This window comes from Sphingomonas sp. J344 (genome assembly GCF_024700005.1).
Lineage (GTDB): Bacteria > Pseudomonadota > Alphaproteobacteria > Sphingomonadales > Sphingomonadaceae > Sphingomonas.
Genome location: NZ_JAJONB010000002.1, coordinates 262,927 through 288,767 on the forward strand (window position 1 = coordinate 262,927; position 25,841 = coordinate 288,767).

The 25,841-nt window shown below is 65.6% G+C and carries 23 protein-coding genes; 7 read left to right on the forward strand and 16 right to left on the reverse strand.

Features of this window, described 5'->3' with window-relative positions; genetic code table 11:
- Positions 1 to 33: 33 nt before the first annotated feature.
- The gene (locus LRS12_RS17490) at positions 34 to 1,227 is read right to left on the reverse strand and encodes an FAD-dependent oxidoreductase (protein WP_257845790.1); all 1,194 of its coding nucleotides are present in this window, start codon (positions 1,225 to 1,227) and stop codon (positions 34 to 36) included.
- A gap of 47 nt (positions 1,228 to 1,274) precedes the next feature.
- Here LRS12_RS17490 and LRS12_RS17495 point away from each other — a divergent pair, with 47 nt between their 5' ends.
- A complete protein-coding gene (locus LRS12_RS17495; RefSeq protein ID WP_257845791.1) occupies positions 1,275 to 3,053 on the forward strand; it encodes a cation:proton antiporter in 1,779 nt (592 codons plus the stop codon).
- Between the two features lie 4 nt (positions 3,054 to 3,057).
- On the opposite strand, the gene LRS12_RS17500 is transcribed toward LRS12_RS17495, so the two are convergent.
- The 8 genes from LRS12_RS17500 to recA form a co-directional block, all read right to left on the reverse strand.
- Complete coding sequence (locus LRS12_RS17500) at positions 3,058 to 4,878, reverse strand: DUF885 family protein (RefSeq protein ID WP_257846175.1); 1,821 nt, start codon at positions 4,876 to 4,878, stop codon at positions 3,058 to 3,060.
- An 18-nt stretch (positions 4,879 to 4,896) separates the two neighbouring features.
- Positions 4,897 to 5,274 carry a hypothetical protein gene (locus LRS12_RS17505; protein ID WP_257845792.1) on the reverse strand — a complete coding sequence of 126 codons (378 nt, stop codon included), beginning with the start codon at positions 5,272 to 5,274 and terminating at the stop codon, positions 4,897 to 4,899.
- Positions 5,249 to 7,906: an alanine--tRNA ligase gene (gene alaS / locus LRS12_RS17510; RefSeq protein ID WP_257845793.1), complete on the reverse strand. Its 2,658-nt coding sequence runs from the start codon at positions 7,904 to 7,906 to the stop codon at positions 5,249 to 5,251. Before alaS ends, LRS12_RS17505 begins: the two co-directional genes overlap by 26 nt.
- A 322-nt stretch (positions 7,907 to 8,228) precedes the next feature.
- Entirely contained in the window at positions 8,229 to 9,479 is a 1,251-nt protein-coding gene (locus tag LRS12_RS17515; protein ID WP_257845795.1) for a Xaa-Pro peptidase family protein, read from the reverse strand.
- On the reverse strand, positions 9,476 to 10,786 hold the full coding sequence (locus LRS12_RS17520; RefSeq protein ID WP_257845796.1) for a dicarboxylate/amino acid:cation symporter: 1,311 nt from the start codon (positions 10,784 to 10,786) through the stop codon (positions 9,476 to 9,478). The genes LRS12_RS17515 and LRS12_RS17520 overlap by 4 nt, the downstream gene beginning before the upstream one ends.
- A 25-nt stretch (positions 10,787 to 10,811) precedes the next feature.
- Positions 10,812 to 11,450 (reverse strand): glutathione S-transferase family protein, encoded by a 639-nt coding sequence (locus LRS12_RS17525; RefSeq protein WP_257845797.1) that lies wholly within the window; start codon positions 11,448 to 11,450, stop codon positions 10,812 to 10,814.
- Positions 11,451 to 11,531: 81 nt separating this feature from the next.
- Positions 11,532 to 11,996, reverse strand: coding sequence for a GNAT family N-acetyltransferase (locus tag LRS12_RS17530; RefSeq protein WP_257845798.1), 465 nt, complete (start codon positions 11,994 to 11,996; stop codon positions 11,532 to 11,534).
- A 309-nt stretch (positions 11,997 to 12,305) separates the two neighbouring features.
- Positions 12,306 to 13,376 (reverse strand): recombinase RecA, encoded by a 1,071-nt coding sequence (recA, locus tag LRS12_RS17535; RefSeq protein WP_308223052.1) that lies wholly within the window; start codon positions 13,374 to 13,376, stop codon positions 12,306 to 12,308.
- A gap of 171 nt (positions 13,377 to 13,547) precedes the next feature.
- Between recA and LRS12_RS17540 the strand changes: the two genes are divergently transcribed.
- Positions 13,548 to 14,558 carry an adenosine deaminase gene (locus LRS12_RS17540; protein ID WP_257845799.1) on the forward strand — a complete coding sequence of 337 codons (1,011 nt, stop codon included), beginning with the start codon at positions 13,548 to 13,550 and terminating at the stop codon, positions 14,556 to 14,558.
- Positions 14,558 to 15,076, forward strand: a complete 519-nt coding sequence (locus LRS12_RS17545) for a phosphoribosyltransferase (protein WP_257845800.1) — start codon at positions 14,558 to 14,560, stop codon at positions 15,074 to 15,076. Before LRS12_RS17540 ends, LRS12_RS17545 begins: the two co-directional genes overlap by 1 nt.
- A gap of 4 nt (positions 15,077 to 15,080) precedes the next feature.
- On the opposite strand, the gene LRS12_RS17550 is transcribed toward LRS12_RS17545, so the two are convergent.
- The 6 genes from LRS12_RS17550 to dapA all read right to left on the reverse strand — a co-directional run bounded on the left by LRS12_RS17550 (position 15,081) and on the right by dapA (position 22,081).
- Positions 15,081 to 15,431 (reverse strand): response regulator, encoded by a 351-nt coding sequence (locus LRS12_RS17550; protein WP_257845801.1) that lies wholly within the window; start codon positions 15,429 to 15,431, stop codon positions 15,081 to 15,083.
- A gap of 40 nt (positions 15,432 to 15,471) precedes the next feature.
- Entirely contained in the window at positions 15,472 to 17,859 is a 2,388-nt protein-coding gene (locus LRS12_RS17555) for a response regulator (RefSeq protein WP_257845802.1), read from the reverse strand.
- 38 nt (positions 17,860 to 17,897) lie between these two features.
- Positions 17,898 to 19,940: a M13 family metallopeptidase gene (locus LRS12_RS17560; RefSeq protein ID WP_257845803.1), complete on the reverse strand. Its 2,043-nt coding sequence runs from the start codon at positions 19,938 to 19,940 to the stop codon at positions 17,898 to 17,900.
- Positions 19,941 to 19,996: 56 nt separating this feature from the next.
- Entirely contained in the window at positions 19,997 to 20,569 is a 573-nt protein-coding gene (locus LRS12_RS17565) for a DUF2062 domain-containing protein (protein WP_257845804.1), read from the reverse strand.
- A gap of 1 nt (position 20,570) precedes the next feature.
- On the reverse strand, positions 20,571 to 21,053 hold the full coding sequence (gene smpB / locus LRS12_RS17570) for an SsrA-binding protein SmpB (protein WP_257845805.1): 483 nt from the start codon (positions 21,051 to 21,053) through the stop codon (positions 20,571 to 20,573).
- Positions 21,054 to 21,199: 146 nt separating this feature from the next.
- Positions 21,200 to 22,081, reverse strand: a complete 882-nt coding sequence (gene dapA / locus LRS12_RS17575; protein ID WP_257846177.1) for a 4-hydroxy-tetrahydrodipicolinate synthase — start codon at positions 22,079 to 22,081, stop codon at positions 21,200 to 21,202.
- A gap of 71 nt (positions 22,082 to 22,152) precedes the next feature.
- Between dapA and LRS12_RS20140 the strand changes: the two genes are divergently transcribed.
- The 4 genes from LRS12_RS20140 to greB are packed head-to-tail and all read left to right on the forward strand — an operon-like array spanning position 22,153 to position 25,062.
- Complete coding sequence (locus LRS12_RS20140; RefSeq protein WP_308223053.1) at positions 22,153 to 22,512, forward strand: hypothetical protein; 360 nt, start codon at positions 22,153 to 22,155, stop codon at positions 22,510 to 22,512.
- A gap of 32 nt (positions 22,513 to 22,544) precedes the next feature.
- Positions 22,545 to 24,167 (forward strand): lytic transglycosylase domain-containing protein, encoded by a 1,623-nt coding sequence (locus LRS12_RS17580; protein WP_308223054.1) that lies wholly within the window; start codon positions 22,545 to 22,547, stop codon positions 24,165 to 24,167.
- Complete coding sequence (locus tag LRS12_RS17585; protein ID WP_257845806.1) at positions 24,164 to 24,577, forward strand: GNAT family acetyltransferase; 414 nt, start codon at positions 24,164 to 24,166, stop codon at positions 24,575 to 24,577. Before LRS12_RS17580 ends, LRS12_RS17585 begins: the two co-directional genes overlap by 4 nt.
- Entirely contained in the window at positions 24,574 to 25,062 is a 489-nt protein-coding gene (gene greB / locus LRS12_RS17590; RefSeq protein ID WP_257845807.1) for a transcription elongation factor GreB, read from the forward strand. The genes LRS12_RS17585 and greB overlap by 4 nt, the downstream gene beginning before the upstream one ends.
- On the opposite strand, the gene LRS12_RS17595 is transcribed toward greB, so the two are convergent.
- Positions 25,059 to 25,838, reverse strand: coding sequence for a DUF1206 domain-containing protein (locus tag LRS12_RS17595; RefSeq protein ID WP_257845808.1), 780 nt, complete (start codon positions 25,836 to 25,838; stop codon positions 25,059 to 25,061). The two genes, greB and LRS12_RS17595, sit on opposite strands and share 4 nt — an antisense overlap.
- Positions 25,839 to 25,841: the final 3 nt, after the last annotated feature.

Below are 25,841 nucleotides of genomic sequence, written 5' to 3' on the forward strand. Positions count from 1 at the left end.
CGTTCCTCCAGGGACGCGGCCCTTTCATTGTGCTCAGTTCGAGCGCGGCGACCGGATATGCTCGCGCCGCAGGCCCAACCCGATAACCCGCGCTGGAATGCGCTGCAGCAGCGACACACGGTCAAGCAGGCGCAGCGCGGCGGGTGGTCGCAGCGTTCCGCGCAGCGCCGCGCCGATCACGCGCTCATGCGCCAGTCGCTGCATCGCCTGAATCACCCGGACCGGGAACATCCGCCGCTGCCGGACCTGCGGCAGCAGCGGATCGGGGTCCGCTGCACGCACCATCGGCGCGGCGAGAATATTGGCGGCGGCAACCGCGTCCTGAATGGCGAGGTTGATCCCGACGCCCGCCACCGGTGACATTGCATGCGCAGCGTCACCGATTGCGAGAAGACCGGGGCGCGACCAGCGCTCAAGCCGGTCCAGCGACACGCTGAGCAGCTTGATGTCGTCCCATCCGGCTAACGCATCGATCCCCTCTGCCATCACCGGCGCCGTCGCGGCGACGTCAGCACGGAAGTCGGCGATCCCGCGCGCCCGCACGGCTTCCGCGCCACCCTTGGCGATCGCCCGCGCGCCCTGAAAATAGTCGCCACGATCGATCGCGACGATCATCTCGCCCCGGTCGATATAGCCTTGGGTCCGGTTGTCGGGGGTCCGCGCCTTCGGCACGCGGAACCAGAAAACGTCGATCGGCGCCCCCAGATCGCGTAGCGGCAGCCCCGCCGCAGCGCGCAGCACTGATCCGCGCCCGTCCGCCGCGATCACCAGCCGCGCCTCGACCGTCTCGCCACCCGCCAGCCGCACGCCTTCGACCCGGTCATCGCGCTCGACCAGCCCATCGACCCGCGCGTTCATCCGCAGTTCGAACGTCGGAAAGCTGCGCGCCGCATCGGCGACAAAGTCCAGAAACTCCCATTGCGGCATCATCGCGATGAACCGGCCACGACCCGGCAAATGGCGGAAATCGGCGATGCGATACTCTTGCCCACCGACCACCGCGCCGATCCGCTCGACCCGGTCATGCGGTCGCGCCAGCATCGCGTCGAGCAGCCCCAGTTCATCGAACAGGTTCAGCGTTGACGGGTGAACCGTATCCCCGCGAAAATCGCGCAGGAAGTCGCCATGCTTTTCCAGCACGACCGTCTTCAATCCGGCGCGCGCGAACAATAGCCCAGCCATCATCCCCGCCGGGCCGCCGCCCGCCACACATATATCGTACCGCATTGCACAAGCCCGGTGACAAAGCGTTTCGCCGCCCGCTAGGGTAGGTCATGGCCCTAGACCTGTCCAACAGCGGTTTCAGCGACGCGCTCGTCATCCTCGGCGCCGCGGGGATCGTCATCCCGGCCTTCACCCGTTTCCGGATCAGCCCGGTGATCGGCTTCATCCTGGTCGGCGCCTTGGTCGGGCCGGCGGGACTGGGACAGTTGGTCAGCCAGTTTCCCTGGCTCTTCTATTTCACCATCACCGACCCGCATTCGATCGAGCCCTTCGCGGAGTTCGGCATCATCCTGCTGCTGTTCTCGATCGGGCTGGAGCTGTCGTTCAAGCGATTGTGGACGTTGCGCGGGCTGGTGTTCGGCGTGGGCGTGGCGGAGTTGCTCGGTGCGGCATTGCTGATCGGCGTCGGGCTGTATGCGATGGGTCAGGCGTGGTCCGGCGCGCTGGGTCTTGGCCTTGCGCTCGCTTTGTCCTCGACCGCGCTGGTCTTGCCGATTGCGGGGACCACCAGTCCGGTGGGCAAATCCGCCTTCGCGATGCTGTTGTTCGAGGATCTGGCGCTGGTCCCCATCGTCTTTCTGCTCGGCGCGCTGGCTCCGGCGGCGGGCGACGCGGCGTTCGGCGACTTCATGATGACCCTGTTGCGTGGCGGGATCGTGGTCGCGGTGCTGTTCATCGGCGGCCGCTTTTTCTTGCCCCGTCTGTTCGCTCAGGCCGCACGGACCAAGTCGCCCGAATTGTTCCTTGCGGCCAGTCTGCTGGTCGTGATCGCCGCCAGCCTCGCCACGACCGTGGTCGGCCTGTCGCCGATCGTCGGGGCGCTGCTCGCGGGCGTGCTGATCGCCGAAACCGACTATCACAGCGAGGTTGAGGTGATCACCGCGCCGTTCAAGGGGCTGGCGCTCGGCGTGTTCCTGATCACCGTCGGCATGCGGCTCGACCTGCGCATGATCATGCAGGACTGGGCACTGCTGCTCGCCGCGATCATCGGCGTGATGGCGATCAAGGTTGGCGTCACCATTGCACTGCTCAAACTGTCGGGCGCGCGCACCGGGACCGCAGCCGAAGCGGGCGTGCTGATGGCGAGCCCGTCAGAAACCACGCTGATCGTGCTCGGCGTTGCCGCAGCGGCGGGATTGATCCAGCCCTCGACCGCCGCCTTCTGGACCACCGTCACCGCGATCGGCCTGACGATCACGCCGCTGCTCGCTACCGCGGGCCGCTATGCCGCGCGCAAGATCGAGGAGCGCGATCCGACGCTGGACGAGGCGTCGAACCCCGACATTGTTCCGGGCGGCACGGTGGTGATCGGCTTTGGCCGCGTCGGGCGCACCGTCGCCGACATGCTGCGCGCGCATGACAAACCCTATGTCGCGGTCGACGCCGATATCGATGGCGTCGCGGCGGCCCGGCGTGAGGGCTATTCGGTGATGTTCGGCGACGTATCCCGCAGCGAGCTGGTGGATCGGCTGAGCCTCGGCCATGCCAAGGCGCTGATCCTGACCATGGACGACCCCGTGCTGACGGTGCGCCTCACCCGCCGTGTGCGCAGTTGGGTCCCCGACATCCCGATCATCGCCCGCGCGCGCGACGCGGCCCACGCCGCCGAGCTCTACAAGGCCGGCGCAACCGACGCAGTGCCGGAAACGCTCGAAAGCTCGCTGCAATTGGCGGAGGCGGCACTCGTCGACCTAGGCGTCGCAGTCGGCCCGGTGATCGCGTCGATCCACGAAAAGCGCGACGAGATGCGCAAGTCGATCAAGGAAGCCGCAGGACTGGAACGCGAACCGCGCATCCGGCGCGTGCGACAGAAGGAGGCGGAGGCCTAGCCCCCTACCCCATCCGGCTCCGCACCACGCGCTTCAGCACATCAAGCGGCATCGCGCCCTTGCGCAGCACGTCGTGGAAGTGGCGCGGGTCCCATTTGTCCCCGGCCTTCGCCTTGGCCTCATCGCGCAGCTCGACCCACACGGTGTGGCCGATCTTGTAGCTGCACGCTTGCCCCGGCCAGACGGTGTAGCGATCGATCTCGCCCTGGCTGCGGCCGCGCGCGATGCCGGTGGTCGCGATGAAATAGTCGGTCGCTTTCTCGCGGCTCCAGCGCTTGGCATGCATGCCGCTGTCGACCACCAGCCGCGTCGCGCGGAACAGCAGCGACTGGAGATAGCCGACCTGCCCCAGCGGATCGCCTTCATACATCCCCATCTCGTCCGCCAGCTGCTCGGTGTAGAGCGCCCAGCCCTCGCTATAGCCGCTGAACCCGCCACGACGGCGGATCAGCGGAATATCCTGCGATTCGAGCGACAGCATCACCTGAAGATGATGTCCCGGCACCGCTTCGTGATAGCTCAGCGTCGCCAGCCCGAATTTGGGCCGGTCGAACGTGTCGCGCAGGTTGATGTAATAGATGCCGGGGCGCGAGCCATCGAGCGTCGCGGCCTGATAATAGCCGCCCGGTGCCCCCGCCTGGATCGCCGGCGGCACGCGGCGCACCTCGACCGGGGCCTTGGGCAGGGTCGCGAACTGTTCGGGAAGGCGCTTCTCCATCGCCTTCACCTGCGCGCGGAGCGCCTCAAGCAGCGCCTCGCGGCCCGGATCGGTGTTGGGGAACAGCTGATCAGGCCGCTCGTTGAGCGCGACCAGCCGCGCGCCTACGGCGCCATTCGTGATGCCCTGCGCCTTCAGGATCGTGTCGATCCGCGCGCTGATCTCCGCAACCTGCTCCAGCCCGATGCGGTGGATCTCGTCGCCCGTAAGCCGCGTGGTCGTCGCCGCCTCTGCCGCTGCGGTGTAATAGGCCGCGCCATCGGGCAGCCGCCACACGCCCGCGTCGTGCGTGGCCTTGCCGCGCAGTTCGGTGATCAATGCACGCTGGCGATCGAGCGCGGGGAAAACCTTTTCTACGACGACCTTCTCGGCCTGCGCCACCCGCTCGGGCGGAAGCTTGGCGGTCTCCAGCTTCGCCTTGAATCCGGTGACCATCCCGGTCTCGCTCGCCGCCTTGTCGCGCAGCGATGCGAACTGCTTGAGCGTCGTGTCGAGCACATAGTCGGGCGCGAACACCCCACGCGCGGCGTCGGCTCGCTGCCGCTCACTTTCCTGATCGAGTACCGTCGCAAACGCCTCCAGCCGCGCGAGATAGGCGTCGGCGTCGACCGCATCCTTCACCCGGTGCTGGTTGTCGAGGAAATCGGGGACATCCTGGTACGCACCGGTCAGCTGGCTCAGCCGATAGGGCGCATATCGCCCGCCCGCCGATCCATAGGTGAACTTCTCCCGCCCCGCGACGCTGCGCTCAAGCTGGTAGGTGACCACGTCATAGTCCAGCCGCGCATTCTCACCCAACGTCGCCGGATCGATCGCCTTGATCGCCGCCAGCTCGCGCTTCGCCCGCGCCAGATCGCGCGCCTCATCGGCCGCACTCCGCCCGGACAGCTGCGACTTGAGCGCGGCATTCTTTCCGGTATCCAGCCCCAGCGCGGTCGCCCCCTCGGGGCTCTCGGTCAGCCGGTCGTTGAAGATCCGGTCGAGCAGCGTGCGCAGCGCCGCATCTCCTGCCCCCGCCTTGGCCTCACCCGCCGCGCGCGCAGTGGCCGGAATGCTGGTGGCCAGCGCTGCCGCGCCGATGGACTGGACGAACGAACGGCGGCGCAGGGTCATGGAGTCTCCGGATTACTTGTCGAGAGGTGGGACACGCGCAACGCACGCGGCCAGCGCCGATGCGGTCGCACCATCCTGCGCGCGCAGCTTCGGCTCCAGCTGAGCCGACTGTGCGGCCACTTCGGCGTCGACCACCTTGCCGGACTTGCCCGCAGCGCGACCGGCATCGGCGGTGGCCATGCCCCAATAGATCAGGTGATCGAACAGCACCGATTCCTGCGGCGTGCCCTTGCCGATCTTGGCGGCGGCATGGGTCAGCGCGGCGCAGTTCAGCGCCTCGGGATAGGGTGGCAATTTACCCTGCGCCGTGGCGGCGGGGGCGATGATGAGGGCCGCTGCGATTGCGGCGGCCTTCAGGACATGATCACGCAGCTTCTTTCTCCTCGGCAAGCGCCGTCTTGACTGCATCGATCGCGGCTTGGGCGTTGCCGCCCTCGGGTCCGCCACCCTGCGCCATGTCCGGTCGCCCACCGCCGCCCTGCCCTCCCAGCGCGGCAACACCACGCTTGACCAGCTCGACGGCACTGAAGGTGCCGGTCAGGTCGTCGGTGACACCCACCGCGATCGCTGCACGCCCTTCATTTACCGCGACAAAAGCTACCACAGCTGAACCGATCCGCCCCTTGGCCTCGTCCACGGCACCGCGCAGCGCCTTGGGATCGAGCCCGTCGAGGATCTGGCCGACGAAGTTCACGCCGCCGATCTGCTCCGGCCCGGCCGGAGCAGCAGCCCCGCCGCCGCCCAGCGCCAGTGCCTTCTTGGCTTCGGCCAGCTCGCGCTCCAGCTTGCGGCGTTCCTCGACCAAAGCGGCAACGCGCGCGCTCACCTCGTCGGGTGAGGTCTTGAGCGTCGCCGCCACCTCACGCAATTTGGCATCGCGATCGTTCAGCCAAGAGCGCGCCGCTTCGCCGGTCAGCGCCTCGATCCGGCGCACGCCGCCCGCGACCGCGCTTTCGCTGACGATCTTGAACACGCCGATGTCGCCGGTCGCGCGGACATGGGTGCCGCCGCACAGCTCGACCGAATAATGTTTATCGGTCAGCCGTCCCATCGACAGCACGCGAACCTCATCGCCGTACTTTTCCCCAAACAACGCCAACGCGCCCGCCGCGACTGCGTCGTCGGGGGTCATCAGCCGCGTACCCACCGTCTCATTGGCGCGGATTTCGGCGTTCACCTCGGCCTCGACATCCGCGATCTCTTGAGCGCTGAGCGCAGTCGGGTGAGAGAAGTCGAAGCGGAAGCGGTCGGGCGCGACCAACGACCCCTTCTGCGTCACATGCCCGCCCAGCCGGTTGCGCAGCGCCGCATGGACCAGGTGCGTCGCCGAATGGTTAGCGCGGATCGCATCGCGGCGCGACACGTCGATCGCCAGCTTCACCGTGTCGCCGACCTTGATCTCGCCGCGCGCCAACGTCGCCTGATGCGCGTGCAGCCGGCCAAGCGGCTTCGACGTATCGCTGACGATCGCCTCGGCATTGTCGTTGCCGATCGTGCCGGCGTCGCCCATCTGGCCGCCGCTCTCGCCATAGAAAGGCGTCTGGTTGGTCAGGATCGTGACTTCATCGCCGGCACCGGCGCGGTCGACGCGCACGCCGTCCTTGACCAGCGCCACGACCTGCCCCTCGCCCTCGGTCGCCGAATAGCCGGTGAATTCGGTGCTCCCCAGCTCCTCGGCGATGTCGAACCACACATCGTCGCTGGCCTTGGCGCCCGAGCCCTTCCACGCGGCGCGCGCGGCATCCTTCTGCCGCTTCATCGCCGTGTCGAACCCGTCGCGGTCGACCTTCATCCCCTGCGGACGCAGCGCGTCCTCGGTCAGGTCATAGGGGAAGCCATAGGTGTCGTAGAGCTTGAACGCGGTCTCGCCGGGCAGCGTATCGCCCTCGCCCATCGATCCCGTCGCTTCGTCGAGCAGCTTGAGCCCGTTCGCCAGCGTCTGGCGGAACCGGGTTTCCTCCTGCAACAACGTCGCCTCGATCAGCGGCTGGGCGCGAACCAGTTCGGGATAGGCACCGCCCATCTCCGCCACCAGGCTCGGCACCATCCGGTGCATCAACGGCTCCTTCGCGCCCAGGATATGCGCATGACGCATCGCGCGGCGCATGATCCGGCGCAGCACATAGCCGCGCCCCTCATTGGCCGGCAGCACACCGTCGGCGACCAGGAAGCCAGAGGTACGGATATGGTCGGCGATCACGCGATGGCTCGCCTGATTGTCGCCGGTCGTCGCCGAATGCGTCAGCGCCCCGCTCTCTGCGATGAGCGCCTTGAACGTGTCGGTGTCGTAATTGTCATGCACGCCCTGCAGCACCGCTGCGACGCGTTCCAGCCCCATGCCGGTGTCGATGCTCGGCTTGGGCAGTTCGCCGATGATCGTGTCGGCTTCCTGCACATATTGCATGAAGACGAGGTTCCAGATCTCGACGAAACGGTCGCCATCTTCCTCCGGACTGCCCGGAGGGCCGCCCCAGATATGGTCGCCATGGTCGTAGAAGATTTCCGAACACGGTCCGCACGGCCCGTCCGAGCCCATCGCCCAGAAATTGTCCTTGGTCGCAATCCGGATAATGCGCTCTTCGGGCAGGCCCGCGATCTTCTTCCACAGATCGAACGCCTGATCGTCGGTGTGATAGACGGTCGCGGTCAGCTTGTGCGCGGGCAGCCCCCATTCCTTGGTCAGCAGCGTCCACGCATGGGTGATCGCCTGCTCCTTGAAATAGTCGCCGAACGAGAAATTCCCGAGCATTTCAAAGAAGGTATGGTGCCGCGCGGTGTACCCGACATTGTCGAGGTCGTTGTGCTTGCCACCCGCGCGGACGCACTTCTGGCTCGACGCCGCGGTGGTGTAGGGCCGCGTCTCCAGGCCGGTGAACACATTCTTGAACGGCACCATCCCCGCATTGACGAACATCAGCGTCGGATCGTTGTGCGGCACCAGCGGCGCGGACGGGACACGGGCATGGCCATGGCCCTCGAAATAGTCGAGGAAGCTGCGGCGAATATCGTTGGTCGAGGTCATTTGCGCGACTTAAGCGCGCCGAGGCGTTCGCTCAAGCGAAACGGTTCGATCAGGGTGATTGGAAGTTATCCAGCACTCCACGCAGTTCGGCGCACGACACCGCACCTAGGTCATCGGCCAATGTCTGGACGCGCCGCCGAAACCACGTCCGGGACTCGCAGACCAATTGTCCACGGTCATTTATCAGCGTGTGTTTCCAGCCTCTTCGCCGAAAGGCGATCCCGAAATTGCCAAAGTGGCGATCGTCAAAGCGGCGTTCTGCGACCCGCAGACCCCGGCCTTCGAGATCAGATAGGGAGGCACTTGTAGGCTTCCTCATAAGTCACCCGATCGGGTCCTCGATCGACCCCGGCGGCACACTGAACCATTTCGGCCCCGCCGCGGTCATATGGAAGCAATCCTCCAGCCGCACGCCGAACTTGCCCGGCAGATACAGCCCCGGCTCGTTCGAAAAGCACATGCCCGGAGCCAGCTTCGTCATCTCGCCACGCACCAGATTGATCGGCTCATGCCCGTCCATGCCGATGCCATGGCCGGTACGGTGCGACAGGCCGGGGAGCTTGTAGTCTGGACCATAGCCCAAGGCCGCATACCATCCACGCACCGCATCATCGACGCGGCCCGCCGGAACGCCGAGCTGCGCGGCGGCGAAGGCGCGTTGTTGCCCGGCGCGGACATGTTCCCACACCTTGCGCTGCTCCGCACTCGCCGCGCCATGGACGAAGGTGCGGCTGATATCGCTTTCATAGCCATGAACCCGCGCGCCGCAGTCCATCAGTACGACTTCGCCCTTCACCACCCGCTGCGGCTTGCCGGTGCCGTGCGGATAGGCCGATGCCTCGCCCAGCAGGATCAGGTTGAACGCCACCTGCCCGCCCAGCTTCACCGTCGCCGCGGTCATCAGCGCGGCGATGTCGGCCGGGGTCATCCCCGCCTCGATCCGGGGGTAGGTCCAGCGATAGGCGGCCAGCGTCACGTCCGCCGCCTTCTGCATCAGCGCGATCTCGGCCGGCGTCTTGAACATCCGGCACCCGCGCACGACCGGGTTGGCCGACACGATCTTCACGCCCGCGAGCGCGCGCCACATGCCGTCGACCGCAAAGAAGCGCGCCGTTTCCTCGATCCCCAGCGGGCGACCGAGCAGCTTCTTCTCGCGCAGGAAGCCGGCGACCACCGCGAACGGATCCTCATGCTCCTGCCACACCCGGATTTCCGCAGGAATGCCGAGCGACTCGCGGACCGATGGCTCTTCGAAAAACGGCGTGACGATGATCGGATCGCCCTCGACCGGGATCACCGCCGCCGTGAGCCGCTCGCTCCGCCCCCAGCGCACCCCGGTGAAATAGAGCAGGCTCGCCCCCGGCTCGATCAGCACCGCGCCGATGCCGTTCGCCTTCATCAGCGCCTGCGCGCGACCAAGCCGGGCGGCGCGCTCTTCGCGGCCGATCGGCACCGCATCGCCGGTGATCGGCTGAAGCGCCGACAGGTCGGGCTGCGCTGCCCGCGCCACGGCGGAAAACCCGATCGGCGCCAGCGCCCCAGCTGCGATCAACCCGCGCCGGGTCAACCTCATGCCACAGGCTCCGGCGTCTCCTTCTCACCCGCCGACACGATCGTCGCGAGCACCAGGTCGCCGATCACGTTGAGCACGGTGCGGCACATATCGAGAAACCGGTCGACGCCCAGCACCAGTCCGATCCCCGCCGGTGGCACGCCAACCATGCCAAGGATAAGCGCAATCACCGGCAAGGATCCCGCCGGGACCCCGGCCGTGCCGATGCCGCCAAGGATGCACACCAGCATCACCGTGATCTGCTGCCCCAATGTCAGGTCGACGCCAAAGAACTGCGCGAGGAAGATCACCGTCACCCCCTCGAACATTGCCGTGCCGTTCTGGTTGGCCGTCGCGCCGATCGTCAGCACGAAGCGTGAGATCTTGGGCGGGAGCTTGAGCTTGGTCTCGGCCACGCGCAGTGCCGTGGGCAGCGTCGCGTTGGACGACGCGGTGGAGAAGGCCATCACGCTGGCCTCCTGCGTTTCGCGGAAGAAGGCGATTGGGCTCTTGCGCGCGAGCAGCAGCAGCAGGATCGGGAAGATCACGAACATCTGTGTACCAAGCGCCGCCAGCACTACGCCGACAAAGGCGAGCAACCGCACCAGCAATTCCCAGCCGAACAGCGCGGCCAGGTTGAACAAGAAACAGAACACGGCGATCGGCGCGAGCCGGATGACGAGACCGATCAGGCGCATCGACACCTCGAAAATCCCCTCGATGCCGCGCTTGAGCGTCTGCACCTGCGGCCGGTCGGCGGTGAGGAGGATGCCGATGCCGAAGAACAGGGCGAAGAACATGATGGCGAGGATGTCGTTCGCATTCATTGCCGCGACGACATTGATCGGAACGATGTTCAGGATCGCATCGACCCCGGTCGGGGTGCTGGCGGTGCGATCGAGGATCGCGCCGGCGCTGTCGCCCGATGCGGCGAGCAATGCTTGAGCCTCGACCCGGTCCACCCCGGCGCCGGGCTGGAGCAGATTTACCAGTAACAGGCTGACGATCACCGCGATGGTCGAAACGCAGACGGTGAGGACCAGCGTGCGCAGACCGACGCGCTTGAGCGCCGCGATCTCGCCCATCTCGGCTATGCCGACGACAAGCGCGGAGAACAGCAGCGGAATCACCAGCATGAACAACAGACGCAAAAAGACCTGGCCGATCGGGCCGGTGACATACGTCGTCACGGTTTTGACCCACGCCGCATCGGTCGCCGCAAAATGGACGAACAGGCCGAGTGTCAGCCCGAGCACGAAGCCGCCCAGCATCTGCCATTGCAGCGTCGATTCGCGCCGCACCTCCGTAATCGCCTCTGCGCCCGACATGCTTACCCCTTATTTTGTTGCGCGCTCAGGCATAGGCATAGGGACCGCCTTTGGCGAGCGCCGTCTGATAGGCGGGGCGTGCATGGATCTTGTCGATCCACGCGATCGTCGCCGGGCGAGTGGCATCGAGCCCCCCTCGCGCCCGCGCTGCTTCGAGCGGGAAGCTCATCATCACATCCGCCGCGGACATCGCATCGCCCGCGAACCAGGGACGGCTCGCCAGTTCGGATTCGACGAAGTCGAGATGGACGTCGATCATCGGCTGGATACGCTTTTGCGCCGCCTTGCCGAAAATTGGCACGCGCATCAGCACCAGCTTGACCAGCAGCGGCGGCATCAGCGAACCCTCGGCATAATGCATGAAGTGCCGGTAACGAAGCGCCGAGTCGCGATGCGCAGGCGGGCCGAGCTGACCGTCGGCCTTCTCGACCAGATACTCGATGATCGCGCCGGTCTCCGCCACGATGCGCGGGGCGTCGTCGGGATCACCGTCGACAATTACCGGCGACTTGCCCAGTGGATGCACCGCACGAAGCTCCGGCGGGGCCAGCATGGTCTTCGGGTTCCGCCGGTAGCGGCGGATTTCATAGGGAAGTCCAAGCTCCTCAAGCAGCCAGAGCACCCGCTGCGAGCGCGAATTTTCGAGATGGTGGACGGTAATCATCGACGGGTGCCCCCTTGGTTTACGCGAATCTGTCTCGGCTGAGACAGAATGACCAGCGGCAATCGGGCCTGCGGCCGACCGTCAGCCGAGCGGCTTGCCGAACACGACGAGCTGCTCGACCTCGGCAAAACCCGCAGCCTTGTGCCATGCCCGGCTGGCATCATTGTCCGGAGAGGTATCCGATCCCAGCCAGTCAGCCCCTTGCTCCCGCGCCCAGTCCTCGACCGCCGCGAGCAGCGCGCTCGCGACCCCGCGTCCTCGCGCATCCGGGCTGACCCAGAGATCCTCGACATAGGCCGCATGGAATCGCGGTGCACCTTCGGCATAATTGCGCAAACGTGCATCGATCATTCCCAACGCCTGACCCGCATCGTCGAACGCGAGGAACGCGACATAAGGCTCGGGTAACGCGAGCAGTTCGCCGATCTCGGCGAGAAAAGCCTCGGGCGATTGCCCCGGATGCAGCGCTGCAAGCATCTCCGCCCAGACCGGGTAATCACGTTCGACCGCGCGACGCACCTGTACCTGAAAGCTGAGCTCGGCCATGCGGCCAGTGTGCCACGCACATCAGCACGCCTGCAACCGCAAGGTGAGAATGCGCGGCTTTGCGAACGCAGCCGGCCGAACGAGCCAAGCCACATGTGGCGCGACTGCGGCACGAGCTGGAGCACGCGGCGCATAATCCGGGATGAAGCACTGGGCCCGACACAGGAAAGGCCCGGCGCACGCCACGCCGGGCCTTCCAATGGGAGACTGGTCCCTTGACCGCCACCGACCTGTCGATCCGGTACGGCCCGCAACAGGCATTGCTGCCCGAAACTGGTTAACGACTGTTTAGCCGCGCTTACTGTGGAATCAGAGGTCGTCCTCGGCATCCGGGCCGGCCATCATCTCTTCGGCTACCTGCTCGGTACGGGTCCGGATCGCCCGCTCGAGCCTGTCGCAAACGTCCGGATTTTCCTTGAGGAAGGTCTTGGCATTCTCACGCCCCTGGCCGATCCGGATGCTGTCATAGCTGAACCACGCGCCGGCCTTTTCGACCAGCCCCGCCTTGACGCCGAGGTCGAGAATCTCGCCGATCTTCGAAATCCCCTCGCCATACATGATGTCGAACTCGACCTGCTTGAACGGCGGGGCGACCTTGTTCTTCACCACCTTCACCCGGGTGGAGTTGCCGATCACATCGTCGCGATCCTTGATCGCGCCGGTGCGACGGATGTCGAGGCGAACCGAAGCGTAGAATTTGAGCGCATTGCCGCCGGTCGTGGTCTCCGGATTGCCGTACATCACGCCGATCTTCATCCGCAGCTGGTTGATGAAAATTACCATGCAGCGCGAGCGACTGATCGAACCGGTCAGCTTGCGCAGCGACTGCGACATCAGGCGCGCCTGAAGGCCGACGTGGCTGTCGCCCATTTCGCCTTCGATTTCCGCACGGGGAACAAGCGCCGCAACCGAATCGACCACGAGTACGTCGATCGCGTTCGAACGCACCAGGGTGTCGACGATCTCGAGCGCCTGCTCGCCGGTGTCGGGCTGCGATACGATCAGTTCGTCGATATTGACACCCAGCTTCTTGGCATAGACCGGGTCGAGCGCGTGCTCCGCGTCGACGAACGCGGCGACGCCGCCATTCTTCTGCGCCTCGGCGATCACATGCAGGGCAAGCGTCGTCTTGCCGGAGCTTTCCGGACCATAGACCTCGATCACGCGACCACGCGGCAGGCCGCCGACGCCCAAAGCGATGTCGAGCCCGAGCGAGCCGGTCGAAATCGCTTCGACCTGCATCGTCTCCTTGGAGCCGAGCCGCATCGCGCTGCCCTTGCCGAACGCGCGGTCGATCTGTGCCAGCGCCGCGTCGAGCGCCTTCTGCTTGTCGGGAGAAATGCCCATCTTTCCGTCGATCACCTTGAGGGAAGCTGCCATGAGAAGTCTCCGTCGCTAAAGGCTTTGCGGCCTGCGTTCAACCATTGCCTGAAGCGCGTCGTACAACATATGTTCCGATGGAACAAGTGCGGAACGATCTTTTTTGTTCTCATTTTCGTCGCAGCATCCAAACACCTTGCCCTACCCTTCCAATCGCGCGATCCTCCACCGATGATCGCTCCTGACTTCATCGCCGGCCTGCCCAAGGCCGAACTGCATCTGCATATCGAGGGAAGCCTTGAACCCGAGCTGATGTTCGCGCTGGCGAAGCGCAATCGCGTCGCCATCCCGTTCGACAGTGTGGAGGCGGTGCGTGCCGCGTACAGCTTTTCCAACCTCCAGGACTTCCTCGACATCTATTATGCCGGCGCGGACGTGCTGCGTGTCGAGCAGGATTTCTACGACCTCGCGGACGCCTATTTCGGACGCGCGGCGGCGGATGGCGTGGTCCATGCCGAAATTTTCTTCGATCCCCAGACACATACCGATCGCGGCATTCCGTTTCAGGTGGTCGCCGACGGGCTACTGAGCGCCATGCGCGATGCTGAGGGACGGCACGGCCTCACCTCAAAGCTGATCCTCTGCTTCCTGCGCCATCTCGACGAGGAGGCGGCAGTCGCGACACTCAGGACAGCCGAGCCGTGGCTCGACCGGATTGAGGGGGTCGGGCTCGATCCGTCCGAACTCGGCCACCCGCCCGAAAAATTCGCGCGCGTATTCGCGGCGGCAGGTGCCATGGGGCTGAAGCGGGTCGCACATGCCGGGGAGGAAGGACCGCCCGACTATGTCTGGCAGGCGCTCGACCTGCTCAACGTCGACCGGCTCGACCATGGCAATCGCAGCCTGGAGGACCCGGCGCTGGTGCGCCGCCTTGCCGACACAGGGATGACACTCACTGTCTGCCCGCTGTCAAACCTCAAGCTTTGCGTGGTCGACGATATGACGAACCACCCGCTCGACCGGATGCTGGAGGAAGGGCTGCGCGCGACGGTCAATTCGGACGATCCGGCCTATTTCGGGGGCTATGTCGCCGACAATTACCGCGCGGTCGCCGCCGCACGCGGGCTGAAGCGCGACCAGATCGTCCAGCTGGCACGCAACAGCTTCACCGGATCGTTCCTCGACGAGGCGGAGAAGGCGGCGCACGTCGCCCGGCTCGACGCCTATGTGGCGGCGAACTGATGCCAGTCTTCACCCCGATCCCGCATGAACAGTTTGTCGCCGATGTGCTGGCACTGGCCGATGCGGTACGCGCCGATCCGGACTGGCAGCCCGATTATCTGATCGGCATTGGGCGCGGCGGGCTGATTCCGGCGGTCTATCTCAGCCACGCGATCATCGGCCCGATGCTGTCGGTCGATTACAGCGCGCGAAACGAGGATCTCGCCGCCCCCGCCCTTGCCCGGCTCGCGGAACGGACGCGCGACGGCGCCCGGCTGTTGTTCATCGACGACATCAACGACAGCGGTGCGACGATCGGGCGGCTGCGCGAAGGGCTGGCAACGGCGGGGGCGAATGCGACGAACGTGCGTTTCGCGACACTGCTCGACAATGTCACGTCTCATCAGCGCGTTGAATACGCGGCGCGGACCATCGACAGGTCGGTGACGAAGGACTGGTTCATCTTCCCCTGGGAAGCCGTCGCCCCGGACTCCGCAATCGAAGCCGACGCCGCCGAACTACCCGACCGCATCGCCTGAAGGATCAGAGCGCGGCGAGCGCCTGTTCGACCGCGTCCATGGTGAACGGCTTGGCGAGTACCGGACGGTCGCGATATGCCTCGGCCACCATGTCGCCGCTGCCGCCGGTGGCGAGGATGAAGGGCACGCCCTGCGCTGCGAGCGCATCGGCGATCGGCCAGCTCTGCTCACCCCCCGCCAGATTGACGTCGAGGATCGCGGCATCGACGCCGCCTGCCGCGACGATCTCCAGCGCAGCCGCCACGCTCTCCGCAGTGCCGGCATGTTCCTTGCCCAGCATGTCGAGGAAATCCTCGATCATCATGGCGATCAGGGGTTCGTCCTCGACGATCAGGATGCGTTGCGGTGCGCTCATTTCGCCAGCATGTGCCGCACTATCGCTCGCCGGTCGAGTGCTATTTTGCGGTCATTACCGAACGTGCCAGTTCCGCAAGTTGCTGGACTGAAAAGGGTTTTGGCAGAAATGCGACCTTGTCGATGTCGATCGACTTGCGCAACTGCTCCTCGGCATAGCCCGACATGAAGATGATCTTGAGGTCGGGGTATTTCTTGCGCGCGTGACGGACCATCGTCGGTCCATCCATCGTCGGCATCACCACGTCGCTGATGAGAAGGTCGGGCTTGCCGCTCTTTTCGAGCAGTTCCAGCGCCGCTTCGCCATTCTCGGCGGTCAGCACGGTATAGCCCTGCCGCGCCAGCGCGCGCTCTGCGACCGCGCGCACCATTGCCTCGTCCTCGACCAGCAGGATCGTGCCGCTCCCCCACAAGTCGCCCTGCACCGGCTTGGGCGCATTGAGCTGCGCGGCCGGTTCGGGCGCGTTGTGGACGGGCAGGTAGATGGTGAAGACCGCCCCCTTGTCCGGCGCGCTCTCCGCGAAGATGAACCCGCCCGACTGCTTGATGATGCCATAGACGGTCGACAGGCCCAGGCCAGTCCCCTTCCCCACTTCCTTGGTGGTGAAGAACGGCTCCCAGATATGCGCGAGCACATCGGCCGGGATGCCCGATCCGGTGTCGGAAATGCGCAGCGCGGTATAGTCGCCCACGGGCAGGACGTCGTCGTCCATCGCCCGCACCTCACGCGCCGCGACGCTCAGCGTCTCGATCGTCAGCGTGCCGCCGCCATTGGGATTTTTGGCCAGCATCGCGTCGCGCGCATTGACGGCGAGGTTGACGACAACCTGCTCCAGCTGCCCCGGATCGGCGCGCACCGGGCCCAGGTTTCGCCCGTGATTGACCACCAGCTCGACCGTCTCACCCAGCAGCCGCTTGAGCAGGTTCGACACTTCGGAGATGATGTCGGGCAGCTGCAGCACCTGTGGCCGGAGCGTTTGTTGCCGCGAAAAGGCGAGCAGCTGGCGGGTCAGCGCCGCCGCGCGATTGGAATTGAGCAGGATCTGCTGGATATCGTCATAATCGCTGTCGCCCGGCGCATGGCGCATCAGCATTAGGTCGCAATGACCGATGATCGCGGTCAGAATGTTGTTGAAGTCGTGCGCAACGCCGCCGGCGAGCTGGCCGACCGCCTGCATCTTGGTCGCCTGTGCCACCTGCCGCTTGAGCTGCCCCTCCTCGCCCGCATCGCGCAGGCTGAGCAGCACCGCCGCATCGCCCAGCCCGCGGGCCGACGCGATCGACAGCGACACCGCCTCCTCAGCCGCCGGGGCGAAACGGACGGTCAGATCCATCGAATGCGCCGCGCCCGCGGCAAAGCGCCGCACGGCATCGGCCAGAATGCTCTTGTCCTCGCGCACCACCAGATCGCCGGGATAGAGCGGCGGTGCGTCGGTGTTCACATGCGCCGCCCGCACGAACGCATCGTTCATATAGGCAAAGCGACCGTCCGCGCCGACCAGCGCAATTCCCGTCGGCAGCAGCGCGATCAGCGACCGGACATGCGCGGTCGATTCCTCGCCCATTTCCTGCGCCGGGGCATATTCCTCGTCGAGCAGCGCGACCAGCATCGGCGTCGCATCACCATCGAGGAAGGGAATTTCCAAGACCCGGATCGGCGTCCCTGACAGCCCCTCGCGCTCGAACCGCACCGTGCCGCGATTGTCGGTGATCAGGAACCGGGTGATGTCCCGTCCCTCGATCATCGCCATCTCGTCGCCCGCCGCGCGGAGGCGGAGGACACGGTTCGCTGCGCGCACGCGGCCATCGGCGCCGATCAACGCCATCATGATCCCGGCTTGACCCAGCCGGTCGCCCGATTTTCCCGCAACCAGCGCCTGCGCCTGCTTGGTCAGATCGACCGCATCGGCGCCCGCGAAGCGCCAGATCAGCATCGAATCACCTACGCGGGTGACATGCGCGGTCAGCTTCGTCCCTGCTGCGTCGAACGATCCACTCGACGCCTCGCCGTCGCGCCATGCCGCACGGCCCGCACTGCCCAGTTGCGATGCGGCCCAGTCACCTATCACCACCGCCGGAGGGGCGGGATAGCCGGGAAACAGCGTCCCGAATCGTTCATTCGCGCAAACCAGCCGCCCGGCGCGATCGGTCACCGCAATCGCATCGCTGCAGATCGACGCGAGCATATTGGCGAGCGACCAGTCGACTGCTGCGCTCTCAACCGCGTCATCGGCGGCGGTCGCAGGGCGACGCAGCAGCGTGACAGCCAGCGCGATCAGCACGGCGGCGGCGAAGAAGCCTGCCGCCACCGGAAGCGAGTCGATCGCCCACAGCACCACGCCACCCGCCACCGCTCCGGCCGCAATCGCGGTGATCAACGGGCCGGTCAGTCCGGGGGAGTCGTCAGTCGGGGCGGAAGTGGCGGCCATGGCCCCCTTTCCCGCCCCACTGGCACAGCGTCAAGCGCTCACCAGACGCGGACGCGCTTTGCCGGGTCCAGATACAGCTTCTCACCCGGCTTTGCGCCAAAGGCGCCGTACCAGGGGTCGAGGTTGCGGACGACCCAGGCGCGCTGGATCGACGGGCTGTGCGGGTCGGTCAGCAACCGCTGACGCAAATTCGCCTCGCGATAATTGCGCCGCCACACCTGCGCCCAGCCGAGGTAGAAGCGCTGGTCGCCGGTGAAGCCGTCGATCACCGGCGCGTCCTTGCCGCCGAGCGAATGCTTGTAAGCATCATAGGCGATGGTGAGGCCGGCGAGATCGCCGATATTCTCGCCCAGGGTGAACTCACCCTTCACATGCTCGCCCGGCAACGGCTCATAGGCGTCATATTGCGCGATCAGCGCCTTGCCGGCCGCCTCGAATGCCTTGACGTCCTGCGGCGTCCACCAGTCGGACAATTCGCCCTTCTCGTTATACTTCGCGCCCTGATCGTCGAAATGGTGGCTGATCTCGTGACCGATGACGGCACCGATACCGCCATAGTTGATCGCCGGATCCGCCTTGGGATCGAAGAAGGGAGGTTGCAGTATCGCGGCGGGGAAGACGACTTCCATCATGCCGAAATTGGCATAGGCGTTCACTGTCTGGGGAAGCATTCCCCATTCCCATTTGCGCACCGGCCCGCCCAATTTGTCGAGCATGTACGCATAGTCGAAGCGGTTGGAGCGCACGGCGTTGCCGAACAAATCGTCCGACTTGACCTCCAGCCCCGCATAGCTGCGCCACTTGTCGGGATAGCCGACCTTGACGGTGAAATTCTTGAGCTTCGCCTTGGCGCGCAGCTTGGTTTGCGGCTGCATCCAGTCGAGCGAGTCTATGCGGCGCCCCATCGCGTCGAGGACATTGGCGACGAGCTTGTTCATCTCCGCCTTGTATTCGGCGGGGAAGTAGCGTGCGGCATATTCCTTGCCCAGCTCCTCGCCCAGCGCGCCTTCGGCAAAGCTCACGCCGCGCTTCCAGCGCTCCTCGCGCTGCGGCGTGCCCTGCAACGTCGTCCCGTAGAACGCGAACTGCGTGTTCGACACCGCATCGGGCAGATAGTCGGACAGCGATCCCAGGCTGCGCACCAGCATCTGGTCCTTCACCACCGCCAGCGGCGCGTCATTGAGGATGCCCGAAATGCTCTTGAACGCGCTCGGCTGAGCAATCAGGACTTCGGTGATCTTGGGGCTTAGCCCGCGCAAGATCGCGGGCAGGTCGACCATCTCCGAACTGAACTGTGCGGTCTCCGCCAGCGTGTACTTGTTATAGGTCTTGGCGGCGTCGCCCGATTCCTCGCGAGTCCACTGCGCCTTGGCGATCTTCGTTTCCATCTCAAGGATCGCCTTGGCGCGCGCCTCGGCATCGCCCTCACCCGCCAGCGTCAGCATCTTGGCGAGATAGCCGAGATAGGCGGTACGGTTCGCCACCATCTTCGGGGTGTCGAGCAGATACATGTCGCGATCGGGCAGGCCGGTGCCGCCCTGATACATGCTGAAGATATACTGGGTCGGGATCTTGTCGTCCTGCCCGACATAGCCGCCGAACGGCCCTGGCACGCCCATCTTCGCGCCCTCGACCACCAGCGCGGCATAGCCCGCCTTGCTGTCGAGCGCCTTGATCTTGCCCAGCCACGGCTGGATCGGCGCAAGACCCCGCGCCTCGACGGTCGCGGTGTCGAGATAGCTCGAATAGGCACGACCGACCATGCTGGCGGGATCGTCCTTCACCTCGTCGAGGATACCGCGCACCCGCTGCTTCGACAGGTCGTCGAGCGCGGTGAACATGCCATAGTTGGACTTGTCGGCGGGGATCGGCGTGTTCTTTGCCCAAACACCGTTCGAGAAGGCGTAGAAGTCTTCGCCCGGTGCAACGCTGCGATCCATCCCGGCCACGTCGAACCCGAAGCTCCCGAGTTGCGGCTTGGCCGCCGGTGCTGCCGTAGGCGCGTCAGCGCTGGTGGACGGGCTGCAGCCGCTCGCCAGCGCGGTTCCGGCAAGCAGGACGGGGATCAGGAGGAGACGCATCGGCTACCCTTCGGACATTGGAAAACGCCCGTGTCTTACGCCGATGATACGCCCGATCAAGTCTCCGACGAAACTTTATTACGGAGGGCCACACGCTTGCGCCACTTGCGGGCAACCCAGGCGCGCCAGGCGAAGATCGACAGGCCATAGCCTGCGGCTGCAGACGCGACCGAAATCACCAATAGGCCGATCACCAACGCCGGTGCTGCCTGCGAGAACAGCCAGTTCAGCCATTCGCCGACCCCGGCATGATGCTCGATCAGCGCCATGAAGCCCGACACGTCGGCGCTCCGCCCCAGCATCGCATTGCCGGTATAGACCGATCCGTAGAGAATGAACGGCGTCGTCGCGGGATTGCTGAGGAAGGTCATCGCCGCAGCAATCGGCACGTTGGCACGGAACGGCAGCGCAAGCATCGCCGCGCCCGCGATCTGCAGGCCCGGGATCAACAGGAAGATACCGACCAGCAATCCCAGCGCCACGCCACGCGGCACCGACCGGCGGGTGAACCGCCACAACTCAGGGGCGAGGACGCGGTGCGCCACCGGACGCAGCCAGCGGATCTGCTCGATCGACTCGCGGGTTGGCATGTTGCGGTGCCACCATGCGCTGAGGCGATTCGGTTTCATGTCACCCGCGATCGCGGAGGATCCGCCCCTGTTCACGCTTCCAGTCCCGTTCCTTGATCGACTCGCGCTTGTCGTGAGTCTTCTTGCCCTTCGCCAGCGCCAGCTCGACCTTCGCCCGGCCGCGACCGTTGAAGTAGATCGACATCGGGATCAGCGTCATGCCCTCCCGCGCGACCGCGCCATGCAGCTTTTCTACCTGCCGTTGATGAAGGAGCAATTTACGGGGACGCTTGGGCTCGTGATTGAAGCGATTTCCGTGCGAAAATTCGGGGATATTTGCGTTAACCAGCCACGCCTGACCGTCGCGCACCTCGGCATAGCTCTCCGCGATCGACCCCTCGCCGAATCGCAGCGACTTCACCTCGGTCCCCTGCAGCGCGATGCCCGCCTCGAAAAATTCCTCGAGGAAATATTCGTAGCGCGCCTTGCGGTTCTCCGCGACGACCTTTTTCTTGTCGAATTCTAGGGGACGAGGGCGTGCCATGGGACGCGCGATGTAGGGGTGCTGAAGGAGAAAGGGAAGCGATGGCTTCAGTTTCTGTCAGTGCTCCTGCGAACGCCGGAGCCTAGAGTTACTAAGGACGACCCCGGCGACGCCTGGGCTTCTGCTTTCGCAGCAGGACAATCGCGTCAGATCAACCCCGCCGCCGCCATCGCCGCATCGACCGCCGCCTTGCTCGCATCGCTCGGTGCGACCATCGGCAGGCGCAGTTCGGCGGAAATCTCGGGCTTCAGCTTGTTGACGGCGTACTTCACCGGCCCTGGCGAGGCATCGGTGAACAGCGCGAGGTGCAGCGCGAACAGCCGGTCGTGCAGCGCCAGCGCGATGGCGGTGTTCCCCTCGGCCCACGCCGCCTGGAACTGCGCGCACAGCTTCGGCGCGACATTGGCGGCGACCGAGATGCACCCCACCCCGCCCATCGCGTTGAACGCCAGCGCGGTCTCGTCATTGCCCGACAGCTGGGCAAGCCCATTGCGCAGCGCGGCACGGTGCTTCGACACGCGGGCAAGGTCGCCGGTCGCGTCCTTGATCGCGACGAACTTGTCCGGGAACGCCTGAACGATCCGGATCACCGTTTCGGGCTGGATATCCGTCACGGTGCGCCCGGGGACATTGTAGAGGATGATCGGCAGGTCGCATTCGGCGGCGACCGCCGCGAAATGCTGGAAGATGCCTTCCTGGCTCGGGCGGTTGTAATAGGGCGGGACCATCAGCACCGCGTCGGCGCCGGCTTCCTTCGCCGCCTGGACGTTGCCAATCGCCACGCGGGTGTCGTTCGACCCTGCCCCCGCGATTACGGGGACGCGCCCGCGCACCTGATCCGCGCACACGCGCACGACCTCGAAATGCTCGTCCTTCGACAAGGTGGCTGCCTCGCCAGTGGTGCCGACGGGGACCAGAGCCGACGATCCTTCGGCGATCTGCCACTCGACGAAATCCCGGAATACAGCCTCGTCGAAGCTGCCGTTACGGAATGGCGTGATGAGTGCGGGGATCGAGCCGGAGAACATATGCGTCAAAATGCCCCAATCGTCGGAAATTCGGGGTGGCCAATAGGGGGCGATTGCGTATCATGTCCAGCATGCTTGCTTCTGTATTCAAGAGCGGGCTCTTGCTCGCCGGCGTATCGGGTGTCGCGGTCTCGTCCCAGGTCGTGCAGGACGGAGCCGAATGGTATAGAGCGCAGTTCGCTGCGGTCGCGGCGCAGGTCTTGCCTGCCGCCCCGCCTCCTTCTGCGTCCAGCATTCAATATACGATCGACCAGTGGAAGCGGCTGCAACAGTCGGATCGCTGGCCGTTCAGCGACTATGCCAATTTCATGCTCGCGCACCCCGGCTGGCCCGGCGAGACCAGCCGCCGCGCGGCTGCCGAGGCTTCGCTGGGCGCGGGTACCGACGCGCCCTCGCTCGCGGTACGCTTCTTCGAGCGCTTCCCCCGGTAACCGCGGCAGGGCGCATCCGCTTTGCCGAAGCGTTGGCAATCTCGGGCCGCCGGGCCGAAGCGGTCGAGCAGGCGCGCCGCGCCTGGCGCAGCGGCGTACTCCGCCCGACCGACGAGACCGCAGTCCTTGGCGCATTTGCATCTGCCCTGTCCCCGGACGATCATGATGCGCGGATGGACGCGCTATTGTGGCAGGACGCCCGCACGGCCGCCGCCCGCCATATCGGTTATACCTCTCCGCAACGCCGCGCGCTGTTTGAGGCGCGGCTGGCGCTCAAATCCAGCTCCCCCGACGCACAGTCGCGCGCTGTTGCAGTCGAGGCGCCGGGTGCGCGCGATCCCGGCTTCATCGCCGACCGTGCGAGCTGGTATCGCAACAATGGCGCGAGCGGCTCGGCCCGCTCGCTGCTCGCTCGACCCCGCAGCCTCGACAGCCGCCCCGGCAATGTCGAGAAATGGTATGAGGTGCTGCTGACCAACGCGCGCGCGGCGGAATCCGACCGTCAATTTGCGCTGGCCTATGCCATTGCGAGCCAGGTGGATGATGCCTTCGCGCCGGGCACCGACGTGTCGGACATGGGTCTGGGCATCCGCGACGATTACACCAGCCTCGTCTGGCTGGCCGGCACGGTCGCAATGCACAAGCTGGGCAGGCCGGCAGAGGCGGTCGGCATGTTCGACCGCTATTCGCGCGGATCGCGCACGCCCACCACCCAGTCCAAGGGCATTTACTGGGCCGGTCGCGCCGCCGAAGCCGCCGGGCAGGCTGCAGTAGCGCGCGCCTATTACGAACGCGCCGCCGCCTTTTCGGACCTGTTCTACGGCCAGCTCGCCGCCGAACGGATCGGTCGCGAGTTGAAGGCACCCCCGCCGGTCGATTTCCGCCAGGTCAGCCCCGCCGCGCGCACAGCCTTCTACAATCGCGAAGTGGTCCGCGCCGCGCAGATGCTCGGAACATTGGGCCGCGCAGAGGATCAGGGCTATTTCCTGCGCCAGATCGCCGCAGATGCGACCAGCGCGGAGGATCATGTCCTCGCCACCGAGCTGTCGCGCACCATCGGTCGCCCCGATCTGGGTGTCATGGTTGGACGCAGTGCACTGCTCAACGGCCTGACCGACTATACCGTCGCCGGTTACCCCTCTGTTCCGGTCCCGCCGGGTCAGGAGGCCAATTTCACGATCATCCACGCCATCGCGCGGCAGGAAAGCCAGTTCGACAAGGCGGCGGTCAGCCATGCCGGCGCGCGCGGGATCATGCAGTTGATGCCCGGCACCGCGCGCGAGGTCGCCGGACAACTCGGTCTCAGCTACGACCGCGCTGCTCTGACGGTCGATACCGATTACAATATCCGGCTCGGCTCCAGCTATATCCAGCGGATGCTCAATTATTATGGCGGCAGCTACCCGCTCGCCGTCGCGGCGTACAACGCCGGGCCAGGCAATGTGAACAAGTGGATCCGCGCCAATGGCGATCCACGCCTGCCCGGCGTCGATATGCTGGTGTGGGTCGAGAATATTCCGATCTTCGAGACCAAGAATTACGTGCACCGCGTGCTCGAAAACGCCGTGGTGTACGATATGCTGCACCCCCAGCGCTCCCGCTCGCGCGGGCCGCACCGGATCAGCTGGTATCTGGGCAAGAACCGCCCGGGGTGATCGCGATCCACCCTTATGAGGAGGCGCAGTTCACGGATGTGGACGCGCTGTGGCGCACCGTCTTTCCCGACGATCCGCCGCACAGCCACGCCCCCGTCGCGATCCCGCAAAAGCTGGCAATTCAGCCCGACCTGCTGCTCGTCGCGCAGGAGGACGGGCATGTCCTCGGCACGATCCTGGCGGGCTATGACGGACATCGCGGCTGGCTCTACAAGCTCGCGGTGCATCCCCGCGCGCGCGGCTGCGGCATCGCGCGCGCGCTGATCCGCGCCGCCGAAACCGCGCTGGCCGATCTAGGCTGCACCAAGGTGAATCTGCAGGTGCGCGACACCAACCACGACGCCGCCGCCTTCTGGGCGCATATGGGCTATGCGGTCGAGCCACGAATCAGCATGGGCCGCCAGCTTTGAACGACCGTCCGAACTACATCACCCCGGCGGGCTATTCCGCGCTCAAGGCCGAATATGACATGCTGTTCGGCACCGAACGTCCGGCATTGGTCGAGACGATTGCCTGGGCTGCGGGCAATGGCGACCGGTCCGAGAATGGCGACTATATCTATGGCCGCAAGCGGCTGCGCGAGATCGACCGGCGGCTCGGCTGGCTGGCGAAGCGGATGAAGGCGGCCAAGGTCGTCGATCCGGCGCGGCAGGAAGATCAATCGAAAGTCTGGTTCGGCGCGACCGTCACCATTGCGGACGAGGACGACAACCACCGCACCCTGACCCTGACCGGCGACGACGAGGCGGACGCGGGCAAAGGTCGCATCGGCTGGAACTCCCCCCTCGCCCGCGCACTACGCGGCGCTGCCGTGGGCGACCTGCGCCGCGTCATGCTCCCGGCGGGGGAAAAGGAATATGAGGTCGTAGAAATCGACTACCCGACCTCGGCCTAGAGCCTGGCTTTGGTCAGTCGTTCGACGGGCACCGACTGAAGCACCCGCCACCGTGCCTCGACCAGACTGAAGACGGCAAATCCGAACAGGCCGAGCGCGACAATCATATCGACCGGGCTGTCAATCCATGCGAGCGCTGCATCCATGCCGCCGACCTCGCTGGACGAGGCATCAAATCCGGCCGCCACCAGAAAATAGCCGACAATGAGGAACACCACACCCCGCGCCGCATAACCCGCGCGTCCGCTCCATGCCACCCATGTCCGCTTCGCCATCTCGGGCTCAAGGTGACGCAGGAACGAACCCTTCGCAGCTCTGACCAGTTGAACGATGCCGACCAGTAATACGACCGCTCCGACCAGCAGGATCGCGATGCCGCCCCCGGGAAAGGTCAGCGCGGTGCGCGCACTCTCCTGCACGCCATTGCCGCCGGAAGACACGCCCTGCATCAATTGGACCGCCTGCCAGGTCAGGAACAGATGCACGAGACCGCTGAGCCCTGCACCCACGCGCTCCACCACGCCCTTTTTGTCTGCATCGTGATCTTCAATATTGAGTGCGGCATCGGCAAGTCGCCAGATGCCGTAGGCCAGCAATCCTGCGGCCATCACGCCGAGGAGAAATTTCCCCGAGCCGTCGCTCAGATACTCAAGCGCCCCGCCTGGGTCCTCGGCACGGCCGGTGCGGATTACCAGATACGCGATAACGGCGTACAACACGCCGCGCGTCGCAAATCCGATCCGCGTCAGTGTTGTCAGGCGTGCGCTGGCAGTCATCGA